The organism is Thiorhodococcus drewsii AZ1, assembly GCF_000224065.1.
Classification (GTDB): domain Bacteria; phylum Pseudomonadota; class Gammaproteobacteria; order Chromatiales; family Chromatiaceae; genus Imhoffiella; species Imhoffiella drewsii.
The window spans coordinates 1-26,999 of the sequence record NZ_AFWT01000047.1 but is presented as its reverse complement, the minus strand read 5'-3'; the positions used below and the strand labels follow the sequence as shown (position 1 = coordinate 26,999).

The 26,999-nt window shown below is 60.2% G+C and carries 27 protein-coding genes, 1 tRNA gene, 1 other RNA gene and 1 pseudogene; 14 read left to right on the top strand and 16 right to left on the bottom strand.

Translation table 11 applies throughout. The features are described 5' to 3' along the window. Positions 1–3 precede the first annotated feature (3 nt). The 11 genes from nuoH to tpiA all read right to left on the bottom strand — a co-directional run bounded on the left by nuoH (position 4) and on the right by tpiA (position 9,763). A complete protein-coding gene (gene nuoH / locus THIDRDRAFT_RS20495) occupies positions 4–1,038 on the bottom strand; it encodes an NADH-quinone oxidoreductase subunit NuoH (RefSeq protein WP_007042830.1) in 1,035 nt (344 codons plus the stop codon). 25 nt (positions 1,039–1,063) lie between these two features. After that, positions 1,064–3,439: an NADH-quinone oxidoreductase subunit NuoG gene (gene nuoG, locus THIDRDRAFT_RS20490; protein ID WP_007042829.1), complete on the bottom strand. Its 2,376-nt coding sequence runs from the start codon at positions 3,437–3,439 to the stop codon at positions 1,064–1,066. Between the two features lie 182 nt (positions 3,440–3,621). Beyond that, positions 3,622–4,905 carry an NADH-quinone oxidoreductase subunit NuoF gene (nuoF, locus tag THIDRDRAFT_RS20485; RefSeq protein WP_007042828.1) on the bottom strand — a complete coding sequence of 428 codons (1,284 nt, stop codon included), beginning with the start codon at positions 4,903–4,905 and terminating at the stop codon, positions 3,622–3,624. A gap of 4 nt (positions 4,906–4,909) precedes the next feature. Beyond that, entirely contained in the window at positions 4,910–5,437 is a 528-nt protein-coding gene (locus THIDRDRAFT_RS20480) for an NADH-quinone oxidoreductase subunit NuoE family protein (RefSeq protein WP_007042827.1), read from the bottom strand. Further along, complete coding sequence (locus tag THIDRDRAFT_RS20475; protein WP_007042826.1) at positions 5,437–6,693, bottom strand: NADH-quinone oxidoreductase subunit D; 1,257 nt, start codon at positions 6,691–6,693, stop codon at positions 5,437–5,439. Before THIDRDRAFT_RS20475 ends, THIDRDRAFT_RS20480 begins: the two co-directional genes overlap by 1 nt. Continuing rightward, complete coding sequence (locus THIDRDRAFT_RS20470) at positions 6,686–7,399, bottom strand: NADH-quinone oxidoreductase subunit C (RefSeq protein ID WP_007042825.1); 714 nt, start codon at positions 7,397–7,399, stop codon at positions 6,686–6,688. The genes THIDRDRAFT_RS20475 and THIDRDRAFT_RS20470 overlap by 8 nt, the downstream gene beginning before the upstream one ends. A 16-nt stretch (positions 7,400–7,415) precedes the next feature. Then, positions 7,416–7,892 carry a NuoB/complex I 20 kDa subunit family protein gene (locus THIDRDRAFT_RS20465; protein ID WP_007042824.1) on the bottom strand — a complete coding sequence of 159 codons (477 nt, stop codon included), beginning with the start codon at positions 7,890–7,892 and terminating at the stop codon, positions 7,416–7,418. After that, complete coding sequence (locus THIDRDRAFT_RS20460) at positions 7,883–8,239, bottom strand: NADH-quinone oxidoreductase subunit A (protein ID WP_007042823.1); 357 nt, start codon at positions 8,237–8,239, stop codon at positions 7,883–7,885. The genes THIDRDRAFT_RS20465 and THIDRDRAFT_RS20460 overlap by 10 nt, the downstream gene beginning before the upstream one ends. A 173-nt stretch (positions 8,240–8,412) precedes the next feature. Then, a tRNA-Leu gene (locus tag THIDRDRAFT_RS20455) sits at positions 8,413–8,497 on the bottom strand. Positions 8,498–8,519: 22 nt separating this feature from the next. Beyond that, entirely contained in the window at positions 8,520–8,975 is a 456-nt protein-coding gene (secG, locus tag THIDRDRAFT_RS20450) for a preprotein translocase subunit SecG (RefSeq protein ID WP_007042822.1), read from the bottom strand. 23 nt (positions 8,976–8,998) lie between these two features. Then, positions 8,999–9,763 carry a triose-phosphate isomerase gene (gene tpiA / locus THIDRDRAFT_RS20445; RefSeq protein ID WP_007042821.1) on the bottom strand — a complete coding sequence of 255 codons (765 nt, stop codon included), beginning with the start codon at positions 9,761–9,763 and terminating at the stop codon, positions 8,999–9,001. Between the two features lie 159 nt (positions 9,764–9,922). On the opposite strand from tpiA, the gene smpB reads away from it, so the two are divergent. The 12 genes and pseudogenes from smpB to THIDRDRAFT_RS27155 all read left to right on the top strand — a co-directional run bounded on the left by smpB (position 9,923) and on the right by THIDRDRAFT_RS27155 (position 18,232). After that, positions 9,923–10,399: an SsrA-binding protein SmpB gene (smpB, locus tag THIDRDRAFT_RS20440; RefSeq protein ID WP_007042820.1), complete on the top strand. Its 477-nt coding sequence runs from the start codon at positions 9,923–9,925 to the stop codon at positions 10,397–10,399. A gap of 66 nt (positions 10,400–10,465) precedes the next feature. Next, positions 10,466–10,824, top strand: a transfer-messenger RNA (tmRNA) gene (gene ssrA / locus THIDRDRAFT_RS24925). A gap of 197 nt (positions 10,825–11,021) precedes the next feature. Then, positions 11,022–11,225, top strand: a pseudogene (locus tag THIDRDRAFT_RS26915) (Arm DNA-binding domain-containing protein); the annotation flags it as partial. A gap of 25 nt (positions 11,226–11,250) precedes the next feature. Then, the gene (locus THIDRDRAFT_RS20435) at positions 11,251–12,246 is read left to right on the top strand and encodes a tyrosine-type recombinase/integrase (RefSeq protein ID WP_007042819.1); all 996 of its coding nucleotides are present in this window, start codon (positions 11,251–11,253) and stop codon (positions 12,244–12,246) included. Between the two features lie 74 nt (positions 12,247–12,320). Next, positions 12,321–12,917, top strand: a complete 597-nt coding sequence (locus THIDRDRAFT_RS20430; protein WP_007042818.1) for a hypothetical protein — start codon at positions 12,321–12,323, stop codon at positions 12,915–12,917. Between the two features lie 102 nt (positions 12,918–13,019). Continuing rightward, the gene (locus THIDRDRAFT_RS20425; RefSeq protein ID WP_007042817.1) at positions 13,020–13,226 is read left to right on the top strand and encodes a helix-turn-helix transcriptional regulator; all 207 of its coding nucleotides are present in this window, start codon (positions 13,020–13,022) and stop codon (positions 13,224–13,226) included. A gap of 351 nt (positions 13,227–13,577) precedes the next feature. After that, positions 13,578–14,024: a hypothetical protein gene (locus THIDRDRAFT_RS26905; protein ID WP_007042816.1), complete on the top strand. Its 447-nt coding sequence runs from the start codon at positions 13,578–13,580 to the stop codon at positions 14,022–14,024. Next, positions 14,024–16,174, top strand: coding sequence for a DUF927 domain-containing protein (locus THIDRDRAFT_RS20415; RefSeq protein ID WP_007042815.1), 2,151 nt, complete (start codon positions 14,024–14,026; stop codon positions 16,172–16,174). The genes THIDRDRAFT_RS26905 and THIDRDRAFT_RS20415 overlap by 1 nt, the downstream gene beginning before the upstream one ends. Beyond that, positions 16,171–16,692, top strand: a complete 522-nt coding sequence (locus THIDRDRAFT_RS25880; RefSeq protein WP_007042814.1) for a hypothetical protein — start codon at positions 16,171–16,173, stop codon at positions 16,690–16,692. The genes THIDRDRAFT_RS20415 and THIDRDRAFT_RS25880 overlap by 4 nt, the downstream gene beginning before the upstream one ends. Before the next feature lie 15 nt (positions 16,693–16,707). Next, positions 16,708–16,974 (top strand): hypothetical protein, encoded by a 267-nt coding sequence (locus THIDRDRAFT_RS20405; protein ID WP_007042813.1) that lies wholly within the window; start codon positions 16,708–16,710, stop codon positions 16,972–16,974. Continuing rightward, positions 16,971–17,942 (top strand): hypothetical protein, encoded by a 972-nt coding sequence (locus tag THIDRDRAFT_RS20400; RefSeq protein WP_007042812.1) that lies wholly within the window; start codon positions 16,971–16,973, stop codon positions 17,940–17,942. Before THIDRDRAFT_RS20405 ends, THIDRDRAFT_RS20400 begins: the two co-directional genes overlap by 4 nt. Positions 17,943–18,103: 161 nt before the next feature. Next, positions 18,104–18,232, top strand: coding sequence for a hypothetical protein (locus THIDRDRAFT_RS27155; protein ID WP_007042811.1), 129 nt, complete (start codon positions 18,104–18,106; stop codon positions 18,230–18,232). Between the two features lie 730 nt (positions 18,233–18,962). Here THIDRDRAFT_RS27155 and THIDRDRAFT_RS20395 read toward each other — a convergent pair. The 3 genes from THIDRDRAFT_RS20395 to THIDRDRAFT_RS20385 form a co-directional block, all read right to left on the bottom strand. After that, on the bottom strand, positions 18,963–19,835 hold the full coding sequence (locus tag THIDRDRAFT_RS20395; protein WP_007042810.1) for a P63C domain-containing protein: 873 nt from the start codon (positions 19,833–19,835) through the stop codon (positions 18,963–18,965). A gap of 169 nt (positions 19,836–20,004) precedes the next feature. Then, complete coding sequence (locus THIDRDRAFT_RS20390) at positions 20,005–20,760, bottom strand: hypothetical protein (protein ID WP_139058841.1); 756 nt, start codon at positions 20,758–20,760, stop codon at positions 20,005–20,007. A gap of 880 nt (positions 20,761–21,640) precedes the next feature. Then, positions 21,641–22,066, bottom strand: a complete 426-nt coding sequence (locus THIDRDRAFT_RS20385; RefSeq protein WP_040845617.1) for a hypothetical protein — start codon at positions 22,064–22,066, stop codon at positions 21,641–21,643. A gap of 328 nt (positions 22,067–22,394) precedes the next feature. Here THIDRDRAFT_RS20385 and THIDRDRAFT_RS25875 point away from each other — a divergent pair, with 328 nt between their 5' ends. Then, complete coding sequence (locus THIDRDRAFT_RS25875) at positions 22,395–23,129, top strand: LuxR C-terminal-related transcriptional regulator (protein WP_007042807.1); 735 nt, start codon at positions 22,395–22,397, stop codon at positions 23,127–23,129. A gap of 24 nt (positions 23,130–23,153) precedes the next feature. Continuing rightward, a complete protein-coding gene (locus THIDRDRAFT_RS27375; protein ID WP_083827539.1) occupies positions 23,154–23,426 on the top strand; it encodes an HGGxSTG domain-containing protein in 273 nt (90 codons plus the stop codon). Positions 23,427–24,052: 626 nt separating this feature from the next. On the opposite strand, the gene THIDRDRAFT_RS20375 is transcribed toward THIDRDRAFT_RS27375, so the two are convergent. Together THIDRDRAFT_RS20375 and THIDRDRAFT_RS20370 are read right to left on the bottom strand one after the other, a co-directional pair. Beyond that, a complete protein-coding gene (locus THIDRDRAFT_RS20375) occupies positions 24,053–26,080 on the bottom strand; it encodes a DUF4214 domain-containing protein (protein WP_007042806.1) in 2,028 nt (675 codons plus the stop codon). A gap of 437 nt (positions 26,081–26,517) precedes the next feature. Next, positions 26,518–26,999: ISAzo13 family transposase (locus THIDRDRAFT_RS20370; RefSeq protein WP_007042804.1), on the bottom strand; the 482-nt coding region annotated here is incomplete at its 5' end.

Below are 26,999 nucleotides of genomic sequence, written 5' to 3'. Positions count from 1 at the left end.
CGATCAAGCCGACCACCAGGGCGGCAGTCGATAGACCACCGCGAGCGCCACGACCAGGATCCAGACGATCGTGATCGGGATGAAGACCTTCCAACCCAGGCGCATGATCTGGTCATAGCGGTAGCGGGGAAAGGTCGCCCGCAGCCAGAGAAAGAGAAACATGAAAAAGAAGGTCTTGAGCAGCAGCCAATGGAAACCGTCGTCGAGCAACCAGGTGCCCTCGACCCAGGCGTGCGGCAGCGGCGAGAGCCAGCCCCCCATGAACAGCAGGGCCGTCAGGGCCGAGATGAGGATCATGTTGGCGTATTCCGCCAGGAAGAAGACCGCGAAGCCCATCCCCGAATATTCGACATGGAAGCCGGCCACGATTTCGGACTCGCCCTCGGCAACGTCGAAGGGTGCGCGATTGGTCTCGGCCACGCCCGAGATCAGATAGACCCCGAACAGCGGGAGCAGCGGCAGCCAGAACCAGGTGAGCGCGCTACCGCGCTGGGCATCGACGATGTCACCCAGATTGAGACTGCCGGCGGCCACCAGCACCCCGACCAGGGCGAAACCCATGGCGATCTCGTAGGAGACGATCTGAGCCGCAGAACGCATGGAGCCCAGGAGGGCGTAGCGTGAATTCGAAGCCCAGCCGGCGATGATGATCCCGTAGACTCCGAGCGAGCTCAGCGCCAAGACATACAGCAGCCCGGCGTTGATGTCGGACAGGACCAGCCCCTCATCGAAGGGGAAAACGGCCCAAGCGGCCATAGCCGGCGCGATGGCGATCATGGGCGCCATGAGAAAGAGCGTCTTATCCGCCTTGGTGGGGATGACGATCTCCTTCATCATCAGCTTCACCGCATCGGCGATAGGCTGCAGGAGCCCGCGCCAACCAACGCGGTTCGGCCCGACGCGAATCTGCATATAGCCGATCACCTTGCGTTCGGCATAGGTGTAATAGGCCACCAACGCCAGCAGGGGCAGCAGGATGGCGGTGATCTTCAGCAAGATCTGGATCACCACCGGCAGCGCATTCCAAAGTTCGATCATCAATGCCTCATCCTCGCCAGTGGCCCTAGATCATGCTTTCGAGACTGACAGGACCCATTTGAGCCCCCAGTTCCTCGCTGCCGGCGACGGCCGCCGGAATCCGTGCGCACCCCATGGGGATGTGGTCGTCCAGCACCAGATGCGCCTCGATACCCGCACCGGACTGTGTCACCCGGACCCGATCTCCGGCCGCGAGCCCTTCGGCCGCCGCCTGATCGGGATGCAGATAGACGGCGAACTCGGCGCCCGGCATCGGCATCTGGCGCAGAGCAGGCGCTCGGCGCACCAGGGGATCCAGTGCATAGATAGGAACCGTGCCGATGCGGGTCAGGGCGCTCGACTCGGACGGAGTGCCAACCTCGAACGCACCTTGGAGACGGTTGTCCAACGGCGGCTCGTCGCACAGCGCGGCCAATTCGTCGCGGACCTGGGCTCCGTCGCGATAGTCGTAGCCCTTGAGATCGAGCAGATTGCCGAGCACGCGCAGCACCTTCCAGCCGGGACGCGCCTCGCCGGGAGGCGCAACCGCGCCCTGGAAGCGCTGCCAGGTCCCGTTGGCGTTCACGAAGCTGCCCGAGGTCTCAGCAAAGGCGCCGATAGGCAGCAGGACGTCGGCCACGGACTCCAGCGACGCGCTACGGAAGGCAGAGCAGGCCACCAGGAAGTCCGTCGACGCGAATGCGGCGCTGGCCGCCGCCGGATCGATGAGATCGAGACCCGGCTCGAATCCCCAGAGGACCAGCGTCTTGGGCGGATTGGCCAGCATCCCGTCCAGCGCGAGACCGGAGGTCTCGGCCGACTTGGCGCCAGCCAAGCGTGCTGGGTGGGCGCCGGCCAGATAGGCGCCGACGCTATTGGCCGCCGCCGGCAGATAGCCGACACGACAGGTGGCGGCCTCGGCGATCGCATGGGTCAGCGCCTTGAGGATGCTGTAATCCGGATGTGTCGTCGCCAAGGCGCCCAGCAAAACCAGTGCGTCGGACTCGCCGGCCTGACTCAATGCGGCCGCCACATCGGCATGCGCATCGGTGGGCTCGGCCGCACCGATCAGGTCGTTCAGACCGGAGGCGCCTTGGGCACCGAGCGACTTCGCGATCGCAGCCAGATCGGCCAGCATGGCCGCCGGCGTGCCGACGATCTGCGTAGCCGCATGATTCAGGTCCAGTTTGAGCGGATTGACGCAGAAGACCTGGCCACCGGCCAAGGCGGCCTTGCGCAGACGGTGGGCCAACAGCGGCTGTTCCTGACGCAGGTCGCTGCCGATGAGCAGCACGGCCTTCTGCGTCTCCAGCTCGGCGACCGGCAACCCCAGAGTCGGCACCAGTGGATCGGCTGCATCGCCACGGAAATCCTGCTGACGCAGACGGTGATCGATGTTCGCGCAGCCCAGATCGCGCGCGATGCGCTGGGCGAGATACAGCTCTTCCAGAGTCGCGTTCGGCGCGACCAGCCAGCCCGTTTTCTTGGGGTCGGCAGCCTTGAGCCGCTTGGCCACCAGCTCCAGGGCATCGCTCCAGCCAATCTCGCGCCAGACACCGTCTTCCTTGACCATAGGCGCGGTCAGGCGATCGTCGGAGGCGAGTCCGGCATAGCTGAAGCGATCGCGATCGGAGATCCAGGTCTCGTTGACGGCCTCGTTGTCGCGCGGATGAACGCGCATCACCTGGCCACCGCGCACATGGAGACGGAGATTGGAGCCCAGACCGTCGTGCGGGGCGATGCCGTCGACGCCAGTCAATTCCCAGGCACGCGCGCTGAAGAGAAAAGGCTTGGAGGTCAGCGCCCCTACCGGACAGAGGTCGATGACATTGCCCGAGAGTTCATGGGTCACCGTATGGGCGATGAAGGTGCCGATGCGCATCTCCTCGCCGCGTCCGGTCGCACCGAGTTCGCGTGCACCGGCGACCTCGGCGGCGAAGCGCACGCAGCGGGTGCACTGGATGCAGCGGGTCATCTCGGTGGCGATGAGCGGTCCGAGGTCCTCGTCCACAACCACGCGTTTGCGCTCGCTGTAGCGCGAGACATCGTCCCCATAGCCCATGGCGACGTCCTGCAGCTCGCATTCACCGCCCTGGTCGCAGATGGGGCAATCCAGAGGGTGATTGATGAGCAGGAACTCCATCGTGCCCTGCTGAGCCTCGATGGCCTTGGGCGAACGCGTCCAAACCTTCATGCCATTGCCGACGGGTGTCGCGCAAGCCGGCATCGGCTTGGGGAAAGGCCGACCGCCCTGCTCCGCCTCAACCAGGCACATCCGGCAGTTGGCCGCAATGGACAGCTTCTTGTGATAGCAGAACCGGGGGATCGAGATACCCTCGCGGTCCGCGACCGCGATGATCATCTCTCCCGGCGCCGCTTCACATTCGCGGCCATCGATCTCGATGGTGATCTTGTCCGTCATTTAGGTCTCTCGATCGGCACCAGTTACGCCGCCCATGAAATCCGACCGGCGGTCACGAATCATCGGCAGGCGCATACGCGTTCTGCTGCATCCGCCACGGCGAATACCGCCTGATTTCAAATTAAGCCAGTCGGGCGCCACGCCTTCACGCGCCCGGCTGCGGAAAGAACGATCGGGCCGAATTAAGCCGCCATGGGGCGACCATGCTCGATCAGATAGGCAAACTCGTGCCGGTAATGCTTCAGGAAGCTCTGCACCGGCATGGCCGCAGCATCGCCCAAGGCACAGATGGTGCGACCACCGATCCGCCCGGCAACGCTCTCCAGCAATTCCAAATCCTCGGGGCGCCCCTTTCCGTCCAGCATGCGGTGCAGTACCCGCGCCAACCAGCCGGTGCCTTCACGGCAGGGTGTGCACTGACCGCAGGATTCGTGCATGTAGAAGTGCGACAAGTTATGCAACACCTTGACCATACAGGTTCCCTCCGCGATCACGATGATGGCACCCGAGCCCAGCATGGAGCCCGCCTTGGCGATGGAGTCGTAATCCATGTCGACATCCATCATCAAATCGCCCGGCACCACCGGTACCGAGGAGCCGCCTGGAATGACGGCCTTGAGCGCCTTACCGTCCTTGACTCCGCCGGACATCTCCAACAGCGTCCGGAACGGGATTCCCATGGGCACCTCGAAGTTGTTCGGCGCATTCACATGCCCGGACACCGAGAACAGTTTGAGCCCACCGTTGTTGGGACGGCCCAGCTCCAGGAACCACTGACCGCCCTTCTCCAGGATGACCGGAACGGAGGCCAGCGATTCGGTGTTGTTGATGGTCGTCGGGCAACCATAGAGTCCGTACTGCGCTGGGAAGGGCGGCTTGAATCTGGGCTGCCCCTTCTTGCCCTCAATGGATTCGAGCAGCGCGGTCTCCTCACCGCAGATATAGGCGCCGGCCCCCATGTGGGAATAGCAGTCGAAATCGACCCCACTGTCCTGCAGGTTCGTGCCCAGCAGACCGGCCGCGTAGGCCTCGCGCAAGGCGCCCTCGAAGCGGGCGATGGGCTCGTAGAACTCGCCGCGGATGTAGTTGTAACCGACGGTCGCGCCGATGCAGTAGCCGGCAATCGCCATGCCCTCGATCAACTGATGCGGGTTGTAGCGCAGGATGTCTCGATCCTTGCAGGTTCCCGGCTCGCCTTCGTCCGAGTTGCAGACGATATATTTCTGGCCCGGTCCCGTGCGCGGCATGAAGCTCCACTTGAGCCCGGTCGGGAAGCCGGCGCCACCGCGTCCGCGCAGATTGGAGAGCTTGACCTCCTCGATCAGATCGTTGGGGTCCGGTCGCTCGCGCAGGATGCGTTCCCACTGCGTATAGCCGCCGATGCTCCGATAGGCCTCCAGCGTATGACGGACGTCCTCGTCCAGATGCATGGTGCGGAAGCAAACAGTGTTCTGATTCGGTACCACGATCTCACTCCAACTCGTCGATCAGCTTATCCAGCGACTCGGGGGACAGATTCTCGTGGTAGGTCTTGTCGAGCAGCACGGCCGGTGCGTGACGGCAGGCCCCAAGACACTCCACCTCCTTGAAGGTGAAACGTCCGTCCTCGGTCGTCTCTCCAGGGCGCACGCCGTACTTGTGCTCGACATGCTCGATCAATTCCTCCGACCCCTGCAGCAAACATGAAATGCTGTTGCAGACACAGACCTTGTGCCGGCCCTGGGGCTCCAGGTCGTACATGCCGTAGAAGCTCGCCACCTCGTAGACCGAGACCGCCGGCATGTCGAGATAGGCCGCGACATCATCCATCAGCTCGGTCGTAAGCCAGCCGCCATTGGCGTCCTGCACGATGGTGAGCGCGGGCATCACGGCGGACTGTTTCCACTCCGGCGGATATTTGGCGATATGGGCATCGATCTCGGCACGGATCTCCGCTGTGAATAGGGTCGACTTGTCGCGTTCGTGATCGACGGCGAGTGGTGCGTTACGAAAGCTCATCAGCGGTCGATCTCCCCGAACACGATATCCAGCGTCCCGATGATCGCGACGACATCGGCCAGCATGTGCCCTCTGGACATTTCATCAAGCGCAGCCAGATGCGGGAATCCCGGCGCGCGAACCTTCAAACGATACGGCTTGTTGGCGCCGTCCGAAACGATAAAACACCCGAACTCGCCCTTGGGCGCCTCGACTGCGGCATAGACCTCGCCAGCCGGCGGGCAGTAGCCCTCGGTGAAGAGTTTGAAGTGATGGATCAGGGCTTCCATGTCGCCCTTCATCTCCGCGCGCTTCGGCGGAACGATCTTGTGATCATCGATCGACACGGGGCCCGGGTTCACCCGCAGCCAGTCCACGCAATGCTTGATGATGCGATTGGACTGGCGCATCTCCTCCATGCGCACCAGATAGCGATCGTAGCAGTCGCCGTTCACGCCCACAGGGATATCGAAATCGACCTTGTCATAGGCGGCATAGGGCTGTTTTTTGCGCAGATCCCAGGCGATGCCCGAACCGCGCAGCATGGGACCGGTGAATCCGAGCTGGGTCGCGCGCTCGGGGGACACCACGCCGATATCCACGGTCCGCTGCTTCCAGATCCGGTTGTCGGTCAGCAGGGTCTCGTATTCGTCGACATGGGTCGGGAAGCGCTCGGTGAAATCCTCGATGAAGTCGAGCAAGGATCCCTGGCGCGCCCCATTGCGCTTGGCGATGGTGCGCTCGCTGTGCCACTTGGAGCTACCCTGATACTGCGGCATGCGATCGGGAAGATCACGATGCACGCCACCGGGGCGGTAATAGGTCGCATGCATGCGCGCACCCGAGACCGCTTCGTAGCAGTCCATCAGATCTTCGCGCTCGCGGAAACAGTAGAGGAAGACGCTCATGGCTCCGATGTCGAGCGCATGCGCGGCGAGCCACATAAGGTGGTTCAGAATGCGCGTGATCTCGTCGAACAAGGTGCGTATGTACTGCGCCCGCACCGGAGGCTCGACCCCCAGCAGCTTCTCGATCGCCCGCACATAGCCATGCTCGTTACACATCATGGATACGTAATCCAACCGATCCATGTAGCCGATGCTCTGGTTGTAGGGCTTGTACTCGGCCAGCTTCTCGGTTGCGCGATGCAGCAGACCGACATGCGGATCGGCACGCTCGATCACCTCGCCATCCAATTCGAGCACCAGGCGCAGAACGCCGTGGGCCGAGGGATGCTGAGGACCGAAATTCAGCGTGTAGTTACGAATCTCAGGCATCGCTCGACTCCCCACCGACTCCGTTCTTGAGATAACGACTGTCCTCGCGAATCACGCGGGGCACCAGAACGCGCGGCTCGATGGAGACCGGCTCATAGATCACCCGCGCCTGCTCGGGGTCGTAACGCATCTCGACTTGGCCGATCAACGGGAAATCCTTGCGGAAGGGATGGCCGACGAAACCATAGTCGGTCAGGATGCGGCGCAGATCCGGATGGCCCTTGAAGAGAATTCCGTAAAGATCGAAGGCCTCGCGCTCGAACCAATTGGCTGCAGCCCAGACCGAGATCAGCGAATCCACCATCGGCTGAATTCCGCCCGCATAGACGCGCAGACGCAACCGGTGGTTGTGCTCCAAAGACAGCAGATGGGAAACGACGGCGAACCGCTTGGGATCATCTTGCTCGACCTCCAGATCGCGGTCGACGCCACGACCGAAACCGGTAAAGGACGCCTCCTCTGTCGTCCATTCCGACTGACCGTAGGCGGCGTAATCGACGCCGCAGAGGTCGATCAATTGCTCGAAACGGAAATCGGCATGATCGCGCAGGATCGGCGCGACGGCCAACAGGCGCTCGGCCGGAACGATCAGGGTCAACTCACCGGGGGCTTGGATCAACTCGCAGCCCTGATCCGCGAAATGTTCGCGGATGGCGGCAGCAAGCGCGTCCAGCCTGGCGTTGCGGGTCAGGGATTCTGTTGCCATGTGGTTCTGGTACGACTCAACGAGCGATGGTATTGGTGCGACGAATCTTGCTCTGAAGCTGCAGAATACCGTAGAGCAATGCCTCTGCCGTCGGCGGACAGCCCGGAACATAGACGTCGACCGGCACAATGCGATCGCATCCACGCACGACAGAGTAGGAATAGTGGTAGTAGCCACCACCGTTGGCGCAAGATCCCATGGAGATGACCCAGCGCGGCTCGGCCATTTGGTCGTACACTTTGCGCAGCGCAGGGGCCATTTTATTCACTAGGGTGCCCGCAACGATCATCACGTCCGACTGACGGGGACTCGGCCGGAAGAGGATTCCGAAACGGTCCAGGTCGTAACGCGCGGCACCGGCGTGCATCATCTCAATCGCACAGCAGGCGAGCCCGAATGTCATCGGCCACAAAGAGCCGGTTCGCGCCCAGTTGATCAGCTTGTCGGCCGTCGTGGTAACGACGCCCTCTTCAAGCAGGCCTTCTATTCCCATTCGAGAGCCCCTTTCTTCCACTCGTAAATGAAGCCAACAACCAGGATACCGAGGAAGACAACCATGGCCCAGAAGGCGAAGATTCCGAGTTCGTCGAGCGCGACGGCCCAGGGAAACAGAAAAGCTATCTCCAGGTCGAAAACGATAAACAGTATTGCAACCAGATAGAAGCGGACGTCGAACTTCAAACGGGCGGTTTCGAATGCCTCGAAGCCACACTCGTATGGGGAGTCCTTCTCCGCGTCCGGTCGACGAGGACCGAGCAGGTAACCAATCGCAAGAGGCCCAACCCCCACCAATGCCCCGACAAGGATGAAGATCAGGATTGGTAGATAGTTATCGAGCACTGTCCCCTCTCTATCATTTTTCTAATATACGCAGCAGGAACTCGAGTCTAGTGCAGCATTCGCTGTAGTGTCAACCCGGCCACCAATTCAAATTATTAGTTATTTCAAGGCTTTGAAATTTTTTGGACGCGCAAAAAAACGGCATGCCGCTAAAGCGGCATGCCGTTTGCTATTGGTGCCGACGGCCAGACTCGAACTGGCACGGCTTGCGCCACTACCCCCTCAAGATAGCGTGTCTACCAATTTCACCACGTCGGCTAAATCAAACATCTTTAACGTCTTACTCGCTCTTGGCATCCGGCGCGGCAACCGCAGCATCGGAGGCGGAATCATTGCTCACAGCATCACTCGACACCGGAACCGCCGGCAGATCCGACACCTGCGGAGGTGCTGCATCGCCACCCGGGACGAGGGGGACATCCGCCGTCGAACTTGGCACCGCCGGAGGCGCCTGTGGCACGACCAACGTATCATCCAGCTTGCCCATGAGCCCCTCAGGCTCCGAGGTTTGGGCAGCATAGTATGCAAGAGCCATGCTAGTCAGGAAAAACAAGGCCGCGATTATAGCAGTAATACGGGTTAAAAACGACCCCGAACCTTGAGCTCCAAACACCGTCGACGATGCACCGCTACCGAAGGCAGCACCAGCATCCGCTCCCTTGCCATGCTGAATCAGCACGAGACCGATCAGCCCCAGCGACAGGAAGACTTGAAAAACCGTCAAAATCGTTTGCATGCATTACTCACGGATCGAGGACATCAGCCCGCCGCCAAGTCTCCAGCCTGGCAAATGACCAGGAAATCGTCGGCGACTAGCGAAGCACCACCAATCAGGCCACCGTCGATATCAGCCTGCGACAGCAATTCACGCGCATTGGCAGCCTTCATGCTGCCGCCATACAAAATTCGAATCTTCTCCGCGATGGCCGCGCTTTCGTCAGCGACCTGACTACGGATAAAGACATGCGCATCCTGCGCTTGCTCCGGCGACGCCGTCTTGCCGGTGCCAATGGCCCAGACTGGCTCGTAGGCGATTTCAAGCCGGTCGAATGCATCGATTCCGATCCGACTCAGAACACCCTTGATCTGAGAGCCAATCACCTGCTCGGCCAGACCATCCTCTCGCTGCTGGAGCGTTTCGCCAACACAGAGGATCGGCGTCATCCCGGCAGCAATGGAGGCAGAGACTTTCTTGGCGATAATCTCATCGGTCTCGCCGTAATATTCCCTGCGCTCGGAATGGCCGCAGATCACATACCGACAACCGAAGTCCACGAGCATCGCCGCAGAAACCTCGCCCGTATAGGCACCACCAGACTCCGTGCAAACATTCTGCGCACCGAGCTGAACGTTACTACCCGCGAGCAACTGCTCACCGAGACAGAGCAACGGGAAGGGCACACAGACCGCGATCTCCGCCTTGGAGACGCTTGTCGCACCGGAAACGACCCCGCTCAACAGCGCTTCCGCGCTGGATTTGGTGCCGTTCATCTTCCAGTTTCCCGCAATCAGAGGCCGGCGCATGTCAGAACTCCATTTGGGCGAGCGGGGTATGATAGTCAATTCCATGCATATTTCAAGCACGAATTTGAAAAAATGCATACAGGAGCCAGGGACCCGCTTTCCCCTCCGCCCCCAACGTAACCACTTAATCGAAACTCACCTTTCCTATACACTTGCCAGATGACGAAAGCCAAGAAAAAACTGGACGGAAGCTCGACCATCGCCTTGAACAAGAAGGCGGGGCACGACTATTTCATCGAGCAACGCATTGAGGCCGGAATCGCTCTCGAAGGCTGGGAGGTCAAGAGCCTCCGGGCCGGGCGCGTCCAGCTCAAGGAGAGCTACGTCAAGATCCTCCACGCCGAGGCGTTCCTGATCGGCGCCCACGTCTCCGCGCTCGCGACCGCCTCGACCCACATCAACCCCGACCCCACACGCAGCCGCAAACTGCTCCTGAAGCGCAACGAGCTGAGTCGGCTGATAGGCCTCACCGAGCGCGCCGGCTACACCCTCGTCCCAACCGCCCTCTATTGGAAGCGAGGCCGCGCCAAGCTGGAAATCGGTCTCGCCAAGGGCAAGAAGCTGCACGACAAGCGCGACACCGAGCGAGACCGCGACTGGCAGCGTGAAAAGGAACGCATCTTCAAGACACGGTGAATTTAAAAACAGACCGCGCTTGCCCCGGAACCAAACTCACCCTATATTGACCAACTCGTTACCAAAGGGGGCGACATGGCTTTCGACGTGGGTCGCAAAACCCGAGGTGCATGCCGAGGTGCGGGTTACCTCGTAAATCCATCCGCAAATTTATAGTTGCCAACGACGACAACTACGCTCTCGCTGCTTAACCCAGCGGGCCTCTGACCGTCTCTTGCCTATGGGCGGCGGATTCCAGGGGTAAAATCACATGGGATCGCGGTGACGGGAGTCCGGACCTAATCCGCTAAAACCTAACGGAATCGCCGACTGATCGCCCTGCCCTTCGGGCGGCGGAAGGTTAAAAATAATTGAGTGGGCTAAGCATGTAGTATCCAACGGCAGAGGGCTTGCGGACGCGGGTTCGATTCCCGCCGCCTCCACCAAATACCCTTCCAGCAACATCCAAGAACGACAAGGAACCCGCCTAAGTGCGGGTTTTTTCTTGTCTATTTGTCTTACAACGTCCAGCGAGATTCATTGACATCAACCTTCGCGTGGGGGCAGCATCGGGGGCAACCGCCGACATGCCAGATCAGATGCCCCCATTTCGCCGCCCTTCGGCCCGAAGGAGTTGCCCCACATGCCGCTCACCGACGCCAAGATCCGCAACGCCAAGCCAGCCGAGAAGGCCACCAAGCCCTTCGACGAGCGCGGCCTATACCTCGAAGTCTCCCCAGCCGGGGGCAAGTGGTGGCGGCTCAAGTATCGATCTGGGGGCAAGGAGAAGCGGCTATCCCTTGGCGTCTACCCCGAGGTGGGACTGAAGGAAGCCCGCGAGCGCCGCGAGGAGGCCCGCGCCCTGCTGGCCAATGGGATCGACCCGAGCGAGCACCGCAAGGCACAGAAGGGCCACCCAGCAGGACCAGGCCGCCAACAGTTTCGAAGTCATCGCCCGAGAGTGGTTCGCCAAGTACGAGGGCACATGGTCGGAGAGTCATGGCGTGCGGATCATCCGACGCCTGGAGCGCGACATCTTCCCGCAGATCGGCGCACGCCCCATCACCGCCGTCACCGCCCCCGAGCTGCTGGCGACCGTGCGCCGCATCGAGGACCGTGGCGCTCTGGAAACCGCCCATCGAGCGCTTCAAAACTGCGGGCAGATATTCCGGTATGCCGTCGCCACCGGACGCGCCGAGCGCGATCCGTCCGCCGATCTGCGTGGCGCCCTGCCGCCAGTGAGGGGAACGAACTTCGCCGCTGTCACCGACCCGCCCCGCGTCGCCGAGATCCTGCGCATGCTCGACGGCTACACCGGCACGCCGACCGTTCGAGCCGCTTTGCGCCTGGCGCCGCTGGTATTCGTGCGCCCTGGCGAGCTGCGAAAAGCCGAGTGGAAGGACATCGACCTCGATGCAGCCGAATGGCGTTACACGGTAACGAAGACCGACACCCAACATATCGTGCCGCTCTCGACCCAGGCCGTGGCGATCCTGCGCGAGCTAGAGCCCATCACCGGGCGCTGGCGCTATGTCTTCCCGTCTGCTCGTGGCGCCGATCGCCCGATGTCGGATAACGCGATCCTGGCGGCCATGCGTCGGCTGGGGATCCCCAAGGACGAGATGAGCGGGCATGGCTTCCGGGCGATGGCCCGAACCATTCTGGACGAGGTCCTCGGCTTCCGGCCCGACTTCATCGAGCACCAGCTGGCCCATGCTGTGAAGGATCCGAACGGTCGCGCCTACAACCGCACCGCCCACCTTCAGGTCCGCAAGGTGATGATGCAGGCGTGGAGCGATTACCTTGATGAGCTGAAGAAGGGCGAGCAGAGCAACGTCGTTCCACTCAAGGCGCAGCGCACCGCATAAACGAACAGGCCCCGAGACGGCACCACCCGTCGCGAGGCCCTGGCCTTCACCCAACCTAAGAGAGAGGTTCGGCAATGGCTGACGCCAAGTCTATCCCCGATGACCTGAAGAATCTGCCCGAGTATCCGCTCGATCGAGCCGTCAAATTATGGGCCTTGGTGTTTCGAGACATCGCACTCTACCCGACGACTGAAGAACAGAGGCAGTATCAGTCCGCATGGCGTGAAATCGCGCGGATTCTCAGAAGCACGGGAAAGGTTCAATGCAAAGAAACATCGGTCACACTGCCGCCACCCGAGCCGTCTCCCTTCGACCGCCGAGACGAATGCCACCGGACAAGAATTCAAAAAACGATACGAGAGTGGATCACCGGCCCCGACTTTGCGGCCTTGTTTGCAGAGAAGGGCCGACCTGGCGTGATTGGATTCGGCGATGAACCAACCCCTTCTGTCGGACAACTGGACAAGCCCTTGCGTGAGATCGAACGGCGCACCCTGCTGACCATCATCGAAGCCCTGGCGCAACACGCCAAGATCGACACCACCCACCACGAGGCAGCCGGTACCACCATTGCCAAGCTGACGGACGAGATCGGAGCCCATGTGGATTCCGGCACCATCGCCAGACACCTAAAGAAAATCCCAGACGCCATTGAGGCCCGCACGAAATAGCCCGCCGAATCCTCGCGAGGATCGCGGTAATCCTCATGAGGACATGACCTCGCCCATCCTCGCTACCGTCTCGCCATGTTCAACGACATAGCGAGGCAAACAGTGGCCACCAAGACCACCATCCCGCCCACAAAACGCATCATTCGCCTACCTGAAGTTGTGGAGCGCTGCGGCCTGTCGAGATCGAGCGTCTACAACCTGATGGCGGCCGACCGGTTTCCCCGGTCCATCAAGCTCTCCGAGCGGGCCGTCGGCTGGCGCGAATCCGATATCGACAACTGGCTGGTCGGGCGCCAGCGCGTGGCCTGAGGAGCGGAAGATGAGCCGTCGATCGGAAGAACGGCGCGCCGCTCGGCGCGCGAAGCAGTCCCGGCGCTGGGGCGATTTAGGATCCAGACATGGAAACGCCCCGGCGAAAGTGCTCCACCAGGGCGTTGCAAAGAATTCGGATTCGGGCTTATCGTGTAAATGCGATGGCCAACCCTCTTTGACGGGAGGGCGCCGTCCCGGGGTGTTGACGCACCCCGAGTAAACTCCGATCCGACCGGAGACCGACGCGAGACGAAGTATATCAAGGCCCCCGTGCGCCCGCATGGCTGGCTGTCCGCGTTTGCCTGCCCGTTGGGTCGGTTATCTCGAATCTGAGAGGTATCCGACACCATGAAACCGACATCATCCTTCACCGATCCGCGCGTCATCCTCACCCGCCCTGGAGATCCGCGCCTCGCTCGTTACTACCACCCGCAAGCTGTTGGTGTGGAGCAATCCGCCGACGGTCCGACCTTCATCGTCGTCGGCCATGGCCGGCCGCTCATCGACGAGCGTGGCACCACCGAACTCTCCATTCCCCTGACCGCCGACGAGCTGGCGCTCGTGCGCCACGCCGCCGGCGACGACATCGAGGGATGGATCTCGCGCGCGATTCGCGAGGGACTAGCCGAGCTCTTCAATGGCGAGCCCGACCAAACCGAGGTGCTTCGACGCGTTCAAACGCTCGCCGACACCTGGACCAGTGGCGTCATCGACGAACGGCTGTGGGAGGCCGTCAGCCTTGCCATGGCCCGCACCGGCTGCCCCGAGCTGGACGACCAGGAGGACGACTCCTGATGACCGACACCGCCCCCGACAAAGGGGCGGCTTCGGCCGCCCCAACGTCTCCGCCTCAGAAACCCGCCTCGCCCTGGACACCCCTCGGCGATTCCGGGCTTGATGTTCGCGAGACCAAGACCCCAGGAGCCTGGCACCTTCGGTTTGCTGACGGCTCGCTGATTCGCGTCAAGCGTGACGGAGCCGGAAACTTCCTCGACTCGAAGACCGGAACCGTTTGGGATCGTGATGGCGTGTGCCATGAGCCGCCGAACGTTCTCGATAATTTGCCCCCGTTGGGCGATGAGCTGGCCGAAGGCTGGACACCCGAACGCGTCGACGAACAAGCCCGATGGGGCGAATCCGCTTCACCCTATACAAATTCCCAGGGAACCGGGGGAACCGAGGGAACCTCCAGCAATGGCGCGGGCTCCAGCGGTTCCCCCGGCGAAAATGCCCAGGGAACCGAGGGAACCGTCAAGACGAAACCGGCTGTCGATCGTCCGGGTTTCTCGGTCCAAGCGGGCTGGACGGGGTACGGCAAGCCGGGCACCTACTGGCACGGTCTCAAGGACGACAAGGACGTCGATCAGTGGGTCTGCTCCCCGCTATGGGCGGATGCCATGGCGCACGGCGAACGCGACGCCGACTATGGGTTGTTGCTGCGCTTTCGTAACGCCAGTGGGCGCGAGCGTGAATGGACGATGCCCATGCACATGCTCAAGGGATCGGGGGAGGAACTGCGAGGGGAGCTGTTGAGCCTTGGCGTTCGCATCGATCCCGCATCCCATCGGTTGCTCAACGCCTACCTAATGGGTCGCTATCCCAAGCGGCGCATCCTGGCCGCGACCTGCACCGGCTGGCAGTCCGAGGGAACCGTGTTCGTGCTGCCGAACCGCATCGTCGGCACCGGGGACGTGCGCTATCAGAGCGAGCAGGCCGACCACGATGAATTCACCCAGATCGGAACGCTTGAGGGCTGGCGCTCGGAGATCGCGGCACGCTGCGCCCGAAACCCGATGCTTCAACTCGCCGTCTCGGCTGCGCTGGCCGGTCCCCTACTGGCCAAGGTCCACCGCACCGGCTGCGGGTTTCACTTCGTCGGCGATTCCTCGACCGGCAAAAGTACAACCCTGAGCGTCGGCGCTTCCTGCTGGGGCGGTCCCGGTTTCATTCGCACCTGGCGAGCCACTGGAAACGGGCTCGAAGGCATCGCCGCCGCGCTGAACGATACCGCCCTGATCCTCGACGAGATCAGCGAGGCCGACCCACGCGAGATCGGTTCGATCATTTACGCCATCGGCAACGGCACCGGCAAGAGCCGAGCCGCCCGCACCGGCAAGGCACGCGAGGTGCGGCGCTGGCGTGTCGTGCTGTTGTCTTCGGGGGAACGGACCTTGGCCGCGACCATGGCCGAAGGCGGGAAGCGGACCAAGGCCGGACAGGAGGCGCGATTGCTCGACATCCCGTGCGCGCGAGCCCATGGCGTTTTCGACGATCTGCATGGACTGGCGAGCGGTCGCGCGTTCTCGGATGCGCTGCGGACCAGCACCAGCCGCCACTATGGGCATGCAGGCCCCGCATTCGTTGAGCGGCTGATCGCGGACCAACGCGACTATGGGGAGACCCTGGCCCAAATCATCACCCTGGACGCTTTCGCGGTCGAGAACGGCTTGGAAGGTCGCGCGGCCAATGCCTTTGCGCTGGTCGCCCTGGCCGGGGAGCTGGCGATTGAATGGGGCATCTTGCCGTGGTCGGAAGGCGCGGCGCTGGACGCGGCGAGCATCGCCTATCGCGCTTGGCGCGAGCATCGTGGCAAAGGCCAGACCGAGACCCGCCAGATTCTCCAGGCCGTTGCGGACTTCATCGCACGGCATGGCGACGCCCGATTCTCCCCGCTGCGTCCTATTGAGGACGAGCATGCGCCGATCGTTCGGGACCGCGCGGGCTGGTGGAAAGAAGACCCTACCGGCAAGGGGCGCACCTATCTATTCACGCCTGCCGGACTGCGGGAGGCGTCCGAGGGATTCGACTTGCGGCGCGTTTTGGACGCTCTGGACGCGAGCGGCTGGATTGCCGAGCACGACGACGGCAAGCGGTCCAAGAAGACCAAGGCGCAAGGCCGCGCTCAAAACCTGTACGCGATTGCACCCAAGGAGGGCGACCAGTGAGCCTAGCCACCCTCTTGCAACAGCGGCGCGCCCTGTCGGTTCCCCCGGTTCCCCCAGGGAATCCGCCCCAGGGAACCGAGAAAACCCTTATTGAACAAGGTGGTTCCCCGAGTTCCCCGAGTTCCCCCGGAAAACATAAAGAGGTAGGGGGAACGGGATTACAGAACGCGCCAGCCATCGGCGAACCTATCCCGGAAAACGGGGATCCTCAACGGCGGACTATTCAAATCAACGATTCTGAGGGAACCAGGGAACCTCAGTCGGCCGCCAACGATAGCGATGCCCGCTTTCTCGACACCGACCGGCGCCAGTGCTCCGACTGCCTCGCGCTGGAGTATGACGGCCAGTGTGCGGCCGCCCGTCGCCGCGAGCTGCCCCAGCATGCCCCATGGTTCGCGCCCGATCCCGAGACCCCGCGCCGCTGCATCGGCTACCGACCTGGCCCGGACGATCCCGACCAGCGCCTCGGCCGCGAGCGTTGGCCGAATCTCTATCGGCGTTTGTCGTCACTGACGTAATAAGGAGCAAGCCGCATGAGCCGCCTGGTTCGCTGCGAAGACTGCCACAACCTGATCGGCGCTAAGACGGCCTGCCGGCCGACCTGCGCGCTAGGGCTACATACCCGGTCTAGGTACGCCCGTCGCCGTTGCGAGGGCTTTCGCTGGGCGACGTGGATCCTCCCGTCCCATGGCTTCGTCGTACAGGAAGGCCACCCGCTCAGACTCTATGACGGCCAGCGATGGATCGAGGTCGAGCGTCCCCGCTTCATGGCGCCAAACGTCGGGAGGTCGTTTCATTGAGCCAGCAGACCACCACCCCGAAGAAACGCGGACGTCCCGCCACCGGCCAGGCGCTGAGCGGCGCCGAGCGCCAGCGTCGGTACCGCGAGCGGAAGAAGGCCCGGGATCGCGTCACCTGTGACGAAAAACCCAGCAACCCCGAGCACCAGCGGTTGTTCACCATCCCCGAGCCCCAGGTCAGCCAATCGACCGCGATCAGCGTCCGCACCCTGCCCGAACAGCAGGCGGTAACCGGAGACCACGAGGTCGACGCCTGTCTGTGGTTACGCGAGGTGTGCAAGACCGCAACGGATCCCGCCGTCTTGGAGTTGGCCCTGGAGGCCGCCCAGCGGATCGAGGCACCCGCCAAGGAGATCGAGGACCGCTACGCGGCATGGATGCGTCGGCAACCCGGCGTCCATCCACTGCAAGTCGCCTTCGCGAGTTTCAACATGGCCGACATCGCTCATCAGGTCGAACGTGCCCGGGAGCGGATCGCCGTCTATGCCGAGGGGCTGGCCGTCTTCGGGAGCTATGCGGCCGCGATGCGCGAGACGCCGGCCGAGCGCATGGTGTTCGACACCATCGGCCCGTTGCCGGATGGCGGCGTCTGGACCCTGGGCAAGGACGTCCTGGGCGAACTCTTCGCCCGCTCGGTCAATCCGGTGACCCTGACCGAAGTGGCCGCCGAGCTGCGCTACTGGCGTTGGCTCGGGCACGTACGCTGGCGCATGAGCGAGACCGCCGATCCTGACGGATACGGGGCCGACGAGGATGAGCGCATCTCGGCACGGCGCTACTTCGTCGAGGGATTTTTGACCGAGCTGGCACCCCTGGACCGCGTGGAGGCCCTGCACCTGGCGGATGCGCTCGCGGATGGGTTGGTCGATCTCCAGTCGACCGACGACGGAGCGCGCCAAGCCAAGATCCTCGATCACCTGTTGCGGACGCTGCCGGGAAGCGATCGGGAGCGTTCCGCCAATGGTTGAGGCCGACCCGACGATGCCGAGTGGATGGGACCCTGGCCCTACCGGTCGAACCACGGGGCGCGACAGCGCGGGTTTCGACAAGGTTTCACCCCTCTTAGGGTGCTCGACAGCAGATGAAAACAAGCATTGACCGTGCCAGCGACCCCATGGAGACCAAATCAATGACCCAGCGAGCGAATCCGCGCCAGCGCCTGCAACAGGTTGCCGAGCTGGTCGGCGAGCAGGGCCGCGCGGATCTGGCGCGCTGGTTCGAGGCCGGGGTGCAGGACTTCCTCAGCGGGCGCGGCTGAAGACGGTGCCGGAGGCCAGCCAGGAGGAGCTGCTGGCCCGGCCGCCAGACGCAGGGCACCGGCCCGCCTCAGCAATGGGACGGGCTTTTTCATGCCCGAGCGGCTGGCCCCTGCCGAGGTCTCCCGTGGACCGCGCAAGGCCAGGCTGGGACGTTACGGTAGGCGGAGTATTAAGCGAGGTCGGACTTTCTGAAGAACGCGGCTTGCAGTCAGATTAGATCGGATCCTTTGTGGCGTGAGAGCGCGGGGAAGCTGTCACTTAGGATCCCGATAACGCCCAAAGCAGCGGCGCGCGTTAGCGCGTCCAGCCCGCAGGGCGATGCTGCCTTTGCTTGTTATGTGTTTAATATTTACGACCCCACGCTTCATTTTCTTGTTGTTCACTATACCCACCGACTAAACAATATAGCCACCGATGGACAAGCCTTCCCAACCCAGCACCGATGCCCCCACCTACAATTAGGAACCAAATTTCTCCATCGGGACCTTGGGCGCTGAGGTCTATTCCGTGATAGACGCGAAATATGTACATAGGGCCAAGAAAGCATAGAAACAGTGCAGCTAATGAAACTGTGCCTGCTATTATTTTAAAAAGTACTTTCCTCAACTAAAACTCTTCTACCTGCTTGAGTGACACATAACGCCAAGCCTAAGCCGGTGCGCCGGCAGGTCTTGGCAGAATGATCTGCGGCGCCAGCGCGTGCTCGGCTTTAGGCAAGTGTTAGGTTTCTTATTCGTTTATTTCAGGGAAACGCATGGCTATTTGCATAGGTTGTTTATTGTAGAAATGAGCGACCTTTTCTCTTAGCTCTTCCATTGTTTCGCAAGTTTTTGCTATGCCAATTACCTGGTGTATATGTGTGATGAGAGCGTTTAGCCCAACATCTTCAGTAAGCCACTGATGGTAGTTCTGTCCATGGCGGGGAGGTGGCTTATTTGCTTTCAGGTGCGCTGCTATGTCTGGGTCTAATGCGTCATAGATCAGCTCTAAGACAAGCTTCCCCCACCACTTCGGGCGTGAATGCAACTTACCTTTCCATTTCGACAAGCGGCCAAATTCTTCCCACAGAGCGTCAGGAAATGTTTTCTCCCACTCTCTCAATTCATCAGCGATGAAAGCTCGCAACTTGATTTGGAGCGCATCTTCTTCTCTTTCTTTTTGATAACCTGTCGCCTCATCAATGAGCGCAATTAACCCGACTTTTGCGCATGATGAAAGAAGAATACTGCAACGGATCGCTATATCTCTTTGGCGGTCTGTCATTAGTGCGCCAGACGCAAGAGCAGACACATATGCTTGACAAATATCTAGAAAGCGCTCGGCAGGAATGCCGCGGCCCTTTAATTGGGTTCCTGGGATGTTGAAATCAATGGTTTCTCCAAGGATCATGTCTTTGTTTATAAAGGGTTTTAGGGCTTGTACGCCTAGATATTCTCCAAGGTTACCGCCAGCCTTTTCTGCGATAGCCTTGACTGTAGCGCCAAGGCTGATAACACGCTCTTTCGTGTCTAGAACATAACAGTCGACAACTGTAGCCCCAAGATGAAGCTCACCTGGGTACTTGGCAAAAGGAGATTCTGGAAACGATGTATCATCAGCCATCTGCAAAATATCCTCTTTGCGCGACTTGATGAGAAACCTAACGCCATGCTCAGCCGAGCCGGTTGAGCGAGAGCGAAACCGGCTTCGGCTGGAGCACTGTGTTAGGCGATTTGATGGATCAGATTCGGTCTTGTGAATTGAACAAAACCCGGCCTTTTTGATTTTTACGCTACCAATGAATAGCACTATCGAAGTGCGGCTTTGCTCGATTAGTAAGCTTTGGAAGCATCAACCACATGACGCCAGCAGCTTTTCCGATCTTTTCCATTGCTTCGATTTCGTCATTAAAATGCCCGAAAAGGGGATTATTTTTGAATAATTCGACAGATCCGCCACGCCGAGCAACGTCAGACGAACAAAAAAGAATTAAGCCAAGCAGAAGATGCGAAGCATAGAACAGCACAAACTCGGTTGCTGATCCGGGGGATCGAGGAATCATACTGTCTTCGCTATCGTCGCTCGCTGAAAGGACATCCTTGCGGAAAGGGATTTCAAATCCCATGATGCTTGGATGGATGGACGGCCCAACAACTTTATCAAGATGATCCTTGTAGTTATCTGCGACTAAGGGGCAAAGGATAATATCCTTGCCTTTGAAGTCTCTTAAGAACTTCTCGGTCTTTCCTTTGCTAATGTACCGATGCCAAAATTCATTAGCAGCCTTGTGTGAACTCGTTTTCGCAAACTCCTGCAAAAACTCCTCGTCAACGCACAATCTCGCCATAACGAGACATTGCTCACGAAAAACGCGAAGATTTTGACGTGCAGGACCATCAAGACCTTGCGCCTCAAGAATTCGAATAGCTGTAGCGGTTTGCTTAATTGAATATATCGCTACGGAAATAGCAAAATTAGCAGGGTTTCTCGCCATGCCAAACCATGATTGCAAGTACAATATATTGACTAAGTAGATACTTTCGTCCAAGAATCGGAATAATCCCTCATTGTCTCCCGGGGGGATTCTTCCAAGCTCATCTTCAAGCAAGGATTCGGTTAGGGATTCTAATGAGAATGGGATGCCGAATTCCTGATAGCTTACTTGAATGAGAGCGGCAGCACGGCGCTTTGGGTATCGCGGCTCAGTAGCCATAAGCACACCATTGCTCTTGGTTTTGGCGCAAATAAATAGAACTCACTTGTAACGCGGTTATTCGCCTTGCCAGATACACGCTCCGAAATGGCATACAGGATATGGCTTGCTCTTCCGGTGCCTAACAGTTGATTAGACAGAAACCATAAATAGAGTACTAGACCGATTCTCTAATTTCTGTACTAGACAGATTCTGTCTATCTCCCACCCCGTGTTACCCTCCCCCGTCCGCTCGGCTCAGCTACACGCCGTGAATCCCGCGCCAACACAGCTTCTCGCCGTCTCATGCCATCTATTCGGGACAACAATCACGGTATGGTCTGCCGTACTAGACAGAAACCGGATCCCCGATCCGACGCCTTCCGGTGCAGTGCTGATAGGACCGGCGGACACGGCTTGATCTTAAGCCCGGACCTTGAGCGGGGCAATTAGAGGTTCATGGCTGAGATCTCTGGTGGCGGTGGCGGTCTATGCAACTTGTGACTCGGGCCAGCGTCGGCTGTCCTGTCAACTGCGGACTCCGATCGACCAAGCTCCACTTTCCGCACCTGGGACGCAAGAGACACTGGATTGAGCAAACAAAACACCGGACGCTATTTGCCATTGTCCGCCAACACACTCTGTCTATCCAGATCCTGATGAATCGATAGTGCTACCGCTCTTGACATGGATCATTCAGGCATTCGCGGCCCCTTCTGCTCCTGCCGGACCCAAGTCATCGAAAGTGACCGGCATGGTGACCGCCGGTGACCCTCAAAAAAGGCCGCTGCCAGAGAGCCCCAGTCACATGGGGGCAATCCTTGCCAATGCCGTCACTGACGTAAATAGAGGCTGCCGCATGAATACCCGTGCCATTCACGACGATCAGGAAATCATGCGTCTCGCCGAACGCGACGGCTGCGCCATGACGCTCCACGCCCGTCTCGCACGGGGGGACGGGCGCTAGCCTGCCGTCATCACCGAGCGCCGCGTCTATCTGATCCACGCGGTTCGAGGCGACTCTGGGTATTCCTGCTTTGAGGTCGCCAACCAGCTGGATATGCCCGCGCTGCTGATCCGCCTGGCGCCTGTGCTCGGACCGATCGAGCGCGTTGGCCTGGAGCACCACGACAACGACCCGCGCCAGCGAGGGAGACGGCATTGATTTCTGGAATGAGACCCACGGGTTCGTTGCGCTCGAAAAATCGCATACACAACAGGCGGTTCAGGTCCTTGCCTGGATTCCGGTGGTGGCGAGACACCAACAACAACCTATGGGCGGCCGAGAAATACCGGAGCACCGAGCCGCGAACCTGCGGGCTAGAGTTATCCCCAGAAAGGACCCGCGAACCGTCCGGGCGCCCCGTACAGCCTGCCACCCGAGCACCCGACCCGAACCCTTGCCCACCTGTCAGGGTGAGCCGTGCGGGCTTCCCATCCGCCCGCTTTACGTTATGCTGACGATATATATAAACCGTCAGGATAACGATATGGCCAGATCGAAGCAGTGGACCGAGGAGGATGCTCGCTTCGCCCGTGAATGGCTCGGGCGCACCGACATCAAGGTGGAGTCGATCCAGGACGCAGAGCCCGATGTGCTCGCCCAGCACCTCAAGGACAGGCTGACCGTCTCCGACTGGACCCGGATGCTTGGGGCGATCCGCCAACGCAAGCACCAGGCTGCGAGCGATACCGTCAGGATCACGAAAAGCGAACTTGACCGGCTGCGCTCTGAGGCACAATCAAAACGTCAGCATAACGGTATCGACAAGGACGCCGAGATCAAGCGGCTTCGAGATGAAACCACCGAGCAGGCTGGCGTCATCGAGCGGCTACGACGCGAACGCGACATCCTCACCGGACGCGTGAACAAGCTCGATGGTGCCGAGGCGACCCTCGACCGGCTGCGGGCTGACCTTGCGGCTCGCGATGCCGAGATCCAGCGGCTCAAGGCCGAGGTCGCCCTGGCACACGGACAGGTGGCAGCGGTTCGCGCGCACGAGTCTGGCTACCGCGAGCAGATCAGTCGGCTCGAATCCCGTCCGGGCCAGATCGAGCGTTCGGCAAATCGTCAGTCTGACGAAAACGTCGAGAACCTGTCCGACCGGGACTGTAGAATTCTGGAGCTGCACCAGGCCGGGCAGACCAAGCGAGGGATTGCCCGCGAACTGGGGATCAGTGACGGGACCGTGAGGAACGTCCTCGGCCGACTGAGGAACGATTAAACGTCACTGTTACGGAATTCAGCTATGCCATTGCCTCCCACCGTCAAAAGCATCATCAATGAGCACGCCGCCTACACAGCGCGCCAGCGTGGAAGCAATCCGACTCCGGTCCCGGCCAACGAGACATGCGGCGCCAAGACCCGCAAAGGCACACCTTGTAAGCGGCGAGACATCTACTCGAACGAGCGCTGTTGGCTGCACGGTGGAGGTTCGACAGGACCGCGAACCGCCGAGGGCAAGGCGCGATCGGCGCTTAATGGTCGGCTTGGTGGGAGGCCAAGAAAGCGAAGCCCATGAAGGGTAGAGAAAAGTCCAGAATCCGGCGCGAGTTCGCCCCTCAGAGGTTGGCAGCCCAACCCCAGAGGTAGGCCGTTGAAGCTAGCCTCTGAGCATTGCATCCAGGTCCGCCCGGAACCGGCCCATGCGGGTATGTTGTCTTTGGACGTTATGAGACCCTGCCAGACAACAAGGGTATCCGGCGCCATTTGGGGGCAACTTTGGGGGCAGCACGATGAACGACTCCAGAAATATTCTTTTATATACAGCATATTGAGCGCCAAGTTCGGTAGACGCCGCCCCCTTACTAGAGCCATCCAAGAACGACAAGGAACCCGCCTCAGTGCGGGTTTTTTATTGCCGACTCTAGACCGACGCACTCGCCCGAACGACGCAAGAAACCTTCTGTGTACTAACGTCTGCTTTGCTTCGCCAGGCTTCACCTCACTTTCGGTCGGCATTATGCCGCTTGGCAAGGTGTCCGTTTTCATTGAACCACTACATCCCTGACCTGTATCGAGGGAAGGCTCGGCGCATACCGAAACGCCGGACACCCTCGTCGTGATCAGGTGCGAATCGAGGTCCTCAATCCTCAAGCGACAGAAGCACAGCTTGCCGCACGCCTTGAACCTACGATGCGCCTGCGGCTATTGCCACCACAAATCAAAACGGATCCCGTTGGCTATATCGCCAGCGATCAAATCTTGATATTCGGGTGACCGAGAAAAAGCAATCAGGACATCGGAACGGTCCAGTAAGCCGGCATCCAAAGCACCCACCCACGCGTCATAGCCTGACGCTTCGGCAGATCGGTTTAAGAAGTTTTCATAGAGTTGTTCCACGTAGCTTCCATTGGTAAGCGGTGGCCCATAGTGCGTCTTGAACTCAGGGCTGGCGAGAAAGCGATCGGCAACAGACTGCAAGCTGAAGCCATTATCCAGAGCGTTGATCCAGTCGCCCAGCCCAGCCGCATCAGGGGCACGCCCAAAAACGCCATACAGGCTGTACGCAAATCCTGCGTGCCCTTCGATGTCAAGCGCCAGGGTCGTGTCGGTGTAGATCAGGCGTTCTACGTCAAACAAGTTGTCATCCGCATCCCGCAATGGCACTAAATCCTGGGAGGAGAATTCAGCCAGATTCCCAGATCGCACATACTGGTCAAATGCCCCCGAAAAACTGACCCTGTCGATCTGCGCCGAACCCGTGATCTGATCGTCTGTCACTCGCGAATACGTCGATGGCTGTACTTCGGTTAAGTGGATTTCATAGATTGGGCTCACCTCGAACGAGCTGTAGAAGATCTTTCCGTCCGGATCGATGTACTGATTGATTTTATGCCCAGTGCTCGTGTCCTCGACGGCCAGCCCCTGATCGACCCCGATGGGCTGTCCAGTGATTGCGTGGTGCACGACCTGGCCATCGACTTCAACGTATGAGACAAAGGAGGCTGCAGTAAAATCATGCGTGATATCGACCGTCTGGTCCGAGCTGGGCACCGTGAAGGGTCCGGGAGGATTGTTGTCTGGATCGTTGCCGGGACCGCCGGGATTGTAGACTGGTGAATAGCCATCGCCTGAAGGCATCCGAACCGACTGAAGGCGCTCGATCGCAGCCAAATCGCCACTCAAAATGATGTCGTACTGGTTGTCATGGTCTTCGATGTAGGCCGCATTGTATGAATCCTGAACCAATCCGGTATCGGCGATGCCGAGAATACGGACCGCGCCAAACCCGCTGATGACATAGTCGACCCCTGTTTCCAGCAGCAGCAGTTCGTGACCACCCTGGTCAAGCGCCGTCAACTGAAAGAAACGAGAAAAGTCATCCGGCGAGATGCTAGCGATGCCGTCTGGGGAAAACCCAGCGCTGGTGTAGATCCGCAAGCGATACATCGCTTGATCTCCATACAGGTCGGCCCCGCTATTGGCCGTCGAACTACCTTGCCAAGCCGGACTGCCCTCGCCGAGATCAGAAAACGCATTGAGCTTGGCCGCCAGGATGCGCGGACCATTGCCCTCAACGTAAGGATTTTGGCTTTCGACGCTCAATCCGACTGCTGAGATCAATCCCGTGTCGGTCACAAAGCACAAGGGCGACCCGTCATCCACGATGCTGACAGTGACCGGGTAACGCGCACCCGGTTCTCCCGGAGCGATACGGTTGCCCCATTCGCCCGAGATGACGACGGTCTGCCGTTCGTTGAACTCAAGGTTTGGCAGAAAGCTCGCGGTAATTGGCGTGACAACCTCGCCAGTGTTCAGCGTGACCAGGAAGTCTTCCGGGTTGACTGTCTCGCCCAAGACCGGATGGCTGAAAACCACTGGGATCGTATCGGCCAGCAATGCCGGAACGCCGTACACCGATAAAAATGCGGCTGGGCCAACGGCGGAGTAGTACGCGCGCGTGGCAGCACCGAGCGCGGGATCGAGCGCCTCCCAGGCGACGTTGAACTGGTACGCAGCTGACTGTGCCGTCGCGTCCGCGCCCACCAAGCCGGGCACACCCATGTATCCGTCAAAGCCAAAGTTGGCGGTCAGGATCTGAGGCCGCTTCGCAAAAAAATCCGCCGACAGCGTCAGGTCGACGTTCAAGCTGTCCGACGTACCCGATGCCTCGGCCTCAACCGCACTGACGTAATCCAACAAAGGCTGAGCCAAATCTGTGTAGATAATCATGGATATGATTTCCTCTTCATGCGGTTTTGCCTACACCCTCTGAGGTTCACTCAGTTTTTTCTTCCAAGAAAAGGAGGCATGCCAAACCCCGCCTAGACCGGAATGCGTAATTGCTCCTCCTCTGGATCGAGTGTCGATCTCGTCCACAGGCGGCCGGCGACCGCAAACGGATCGTGGTTAATGGTGTTTGCAAAGTCGCTCAAGCGCGCGCGGTCAATTCCTCGACGCTCGCGTGACAGTGGTAGGTGACGCCCTCGCGCAACCACCGCCACAGCGCTTCGACCGGCATGAAGTCTGGGGAGATTCTTGTCTGGATATCGCCCAAGGAGAGCCCCCCCGACATTCAGCCTTCCAAGAACGACCTACACGTTCAGTCTGACTCAACAGGTTGATCTATCCGATGCACAGGCTGTGCGCGTAGTCTAAGGGACCGCCCACTAACTATTTCCCGATTTATTTGGCCTGATGGTGTAGTTTAGATTGGGGCAGAGGCGTCGCCGTCGCATGTTCAGTGCCGCCATGTCTTGCGAGCTGACTTTGATCCCTTTGGCGTACACCATCGTATCGAGAACGGCTTTGATCTGTAGCCCCTTCGTGGTGGTTGTGCCACGGATGAGTGCCAGCATCGTGTCGAGCGAACGCAGCGGATGGCCGGCCCAATTGCGGCTGATCTGACTGAACAGGCGATGTTCGATGGGGTTCCATTTGGAGGCGCCGCTGGGGTAATGGCAGACGGTGACGCTCAGGCCGGTCTCGTTGGCGAGACGTTGGAGTTCACACTTCCACAGACGCGGACGATATCCATTGCAGCCGCCGGCGTCGGCCTCGATCAGCAGATGCTCAGCATGCGGATAGCGTGCGCGCCCCAGTTGCTCCCACCAGTGGCGAATCGAGGTGACGGCGAACGCGGCGGTGGTGG

What these genes read in the sequence shown, in the direction of transcription:
- nuoH (WP_007042830.1), bottom strand. Translation starts at nt 1,038, where the DNA reads ATGATCGAACTTTGGAATGCGCTGCCGGTGGTGATCCAGATCTTGCTG.
- nuoG (WP_007042829.1), bottom strand. Translation starts at nt 3,439, where the DNA reads ATGACGGACAAGATCACCATCGAGATCGATGGCCGCGAATGTGAAGCG.
- THIDRDRAFT_RS20480 (WP_007042827.1), bottom strand. Translation starts at nt 5,437, where the DNA reads ATGAGCTTTCGTAACGCACCACTCGCCGTCGATCACGAACGCGACAAG.
- THIDRDRAFT_RS20475 (WP_007042826.1), bottom strand. Translation starts at nt 6,693, where the DNA reads ATGCCTGAGATTCGTAACTACACGCTGAATTTCGGTCCTCAGCATCCC.
- THIDRDRAFT_RS20470 (WP_007042825.1), bottom strand. Translation starts at nt 7,399, where the DNA reads ATGGCAACAGAATCCCTGACCCGCAACGCCAGGCTGGACGCGCTTGCT.
- THIDRDRAFT_RS20465 (WP_007042824.1), bottom strand. Translation starts at nt 7,892, where the DNA reads ATGGGAATAGAAGGCCTGCTTGAAGAGGGCGTCGTTACCACGACGGCC.
- secG (WP_007042822.1), bottom strand. Translation starts at nt 8,975, where the DNA reads ATGCAAACGATTTTGACGGTTTTTCAAGTCTTCCTGTCGCTGGGGCTG.
- tpiA (WP_007042821.1), bottom strand. Translation starts at nt 9,763, where the DNA reads ATGCGCCGGCCTCTGATTGCGGGAAACTGGAAGATGAACGGCACCAAA.
- smpB (WP_007042820.1), top strand. Translation starts at nt 9,923, where the DNA reads ATGACGAAAGCCAAGAAAAAACTGGACGGAAGCTCGACCATCGCCTTG.
- THIDRDRAFT_RS20435 (WP_007042819.1), top strand. Translation starts at nt 11,251, where the DNA reads ATGGGATCGACCCGAGCGAGCACCGCAAGGCACAGAAGGGCCACCCAG.
- THIDRDRAFT_RS20430 (WP_007042818.1), top strand. Translation starts at nt 12,321, where the DNA reads ATGGCTGACGCCAAGTCTATCCCCGATGACCTGAAGAATCTGCCCGAG.
- THIDRDRAFT_RS26905 (WP_007042816.1), top strand. Translation starts at nt 13,578, where the DNA reads ATGAAACCGACATCATCCTTCACCGATCCGCGCGTCATCCTCACCCGC.
- THIDRDRAFT_RS20415 (WP_007042815.1), top strand. Translation starts at nt 14,024, where the DNA reads ATGACCGACACCGCCCCCGACAAAGGGGCGGCTTCGGCCGCCCCAACG.
- THIDRDRAFT_RS20405 (WP_007042813.1), top strand. Translation starts at nt 16,708, where the DNA reads ATGAGCCGCCTGGTTCGCTGCGAAGACTGCCACAACCTGATCGGCGCT.
- THIDRDRAFT_RS27155 (WP_007042811.1), top strand. Translation starts at nt 18,104, where the DNA reads ATGACCCAGCGAGCGAATCCGCGCCAGCGCCTGCAACAGGTTGCCGAG.
- THIDRDRAFT_RS20395 (WP_007042810.1), bottom strand. Translation starts at nt 19,835, where the DNA reads ATGGCTGATGATACATCGTTTCCAGAATCTCCTTTTGCCAAGTACCCA.
- THIDRDRAFT_RS20385 (WP_040845617.1), bottom strand. Translation starts at nt 22,066, where the DNA reads ATGCCGTCTCCCTCGCTGGCGCGGGTCGTTGTCGTGGTGCTCCAGGCC.
- THIDRDRAFT_RS25875 (WP_007042807.1), top strand. Translation starts at nt 22,395, where the DNA reads ATGGCCAGATCGAAGCAGTGGACCGAGGAGGATGCTCGCTTCGCCCGT.
- THIDRDRAFT_RS27375 (WP_083827539.1), top strand. Translation starts at nt 23,154, where the DNA reads ATGCCATTGCCTCCCACCGTCAAAAGCATCATCAATGAGCACGCCGCC.
- THIDRDRAFT_RS20375 (WP_007042806.1), bottom strand. Translation starts at nt 26,080, where the DNA reads ATGATTATCTACACAGATTTGGCTCAGCCTTTGTTGGATTACGTCAGT.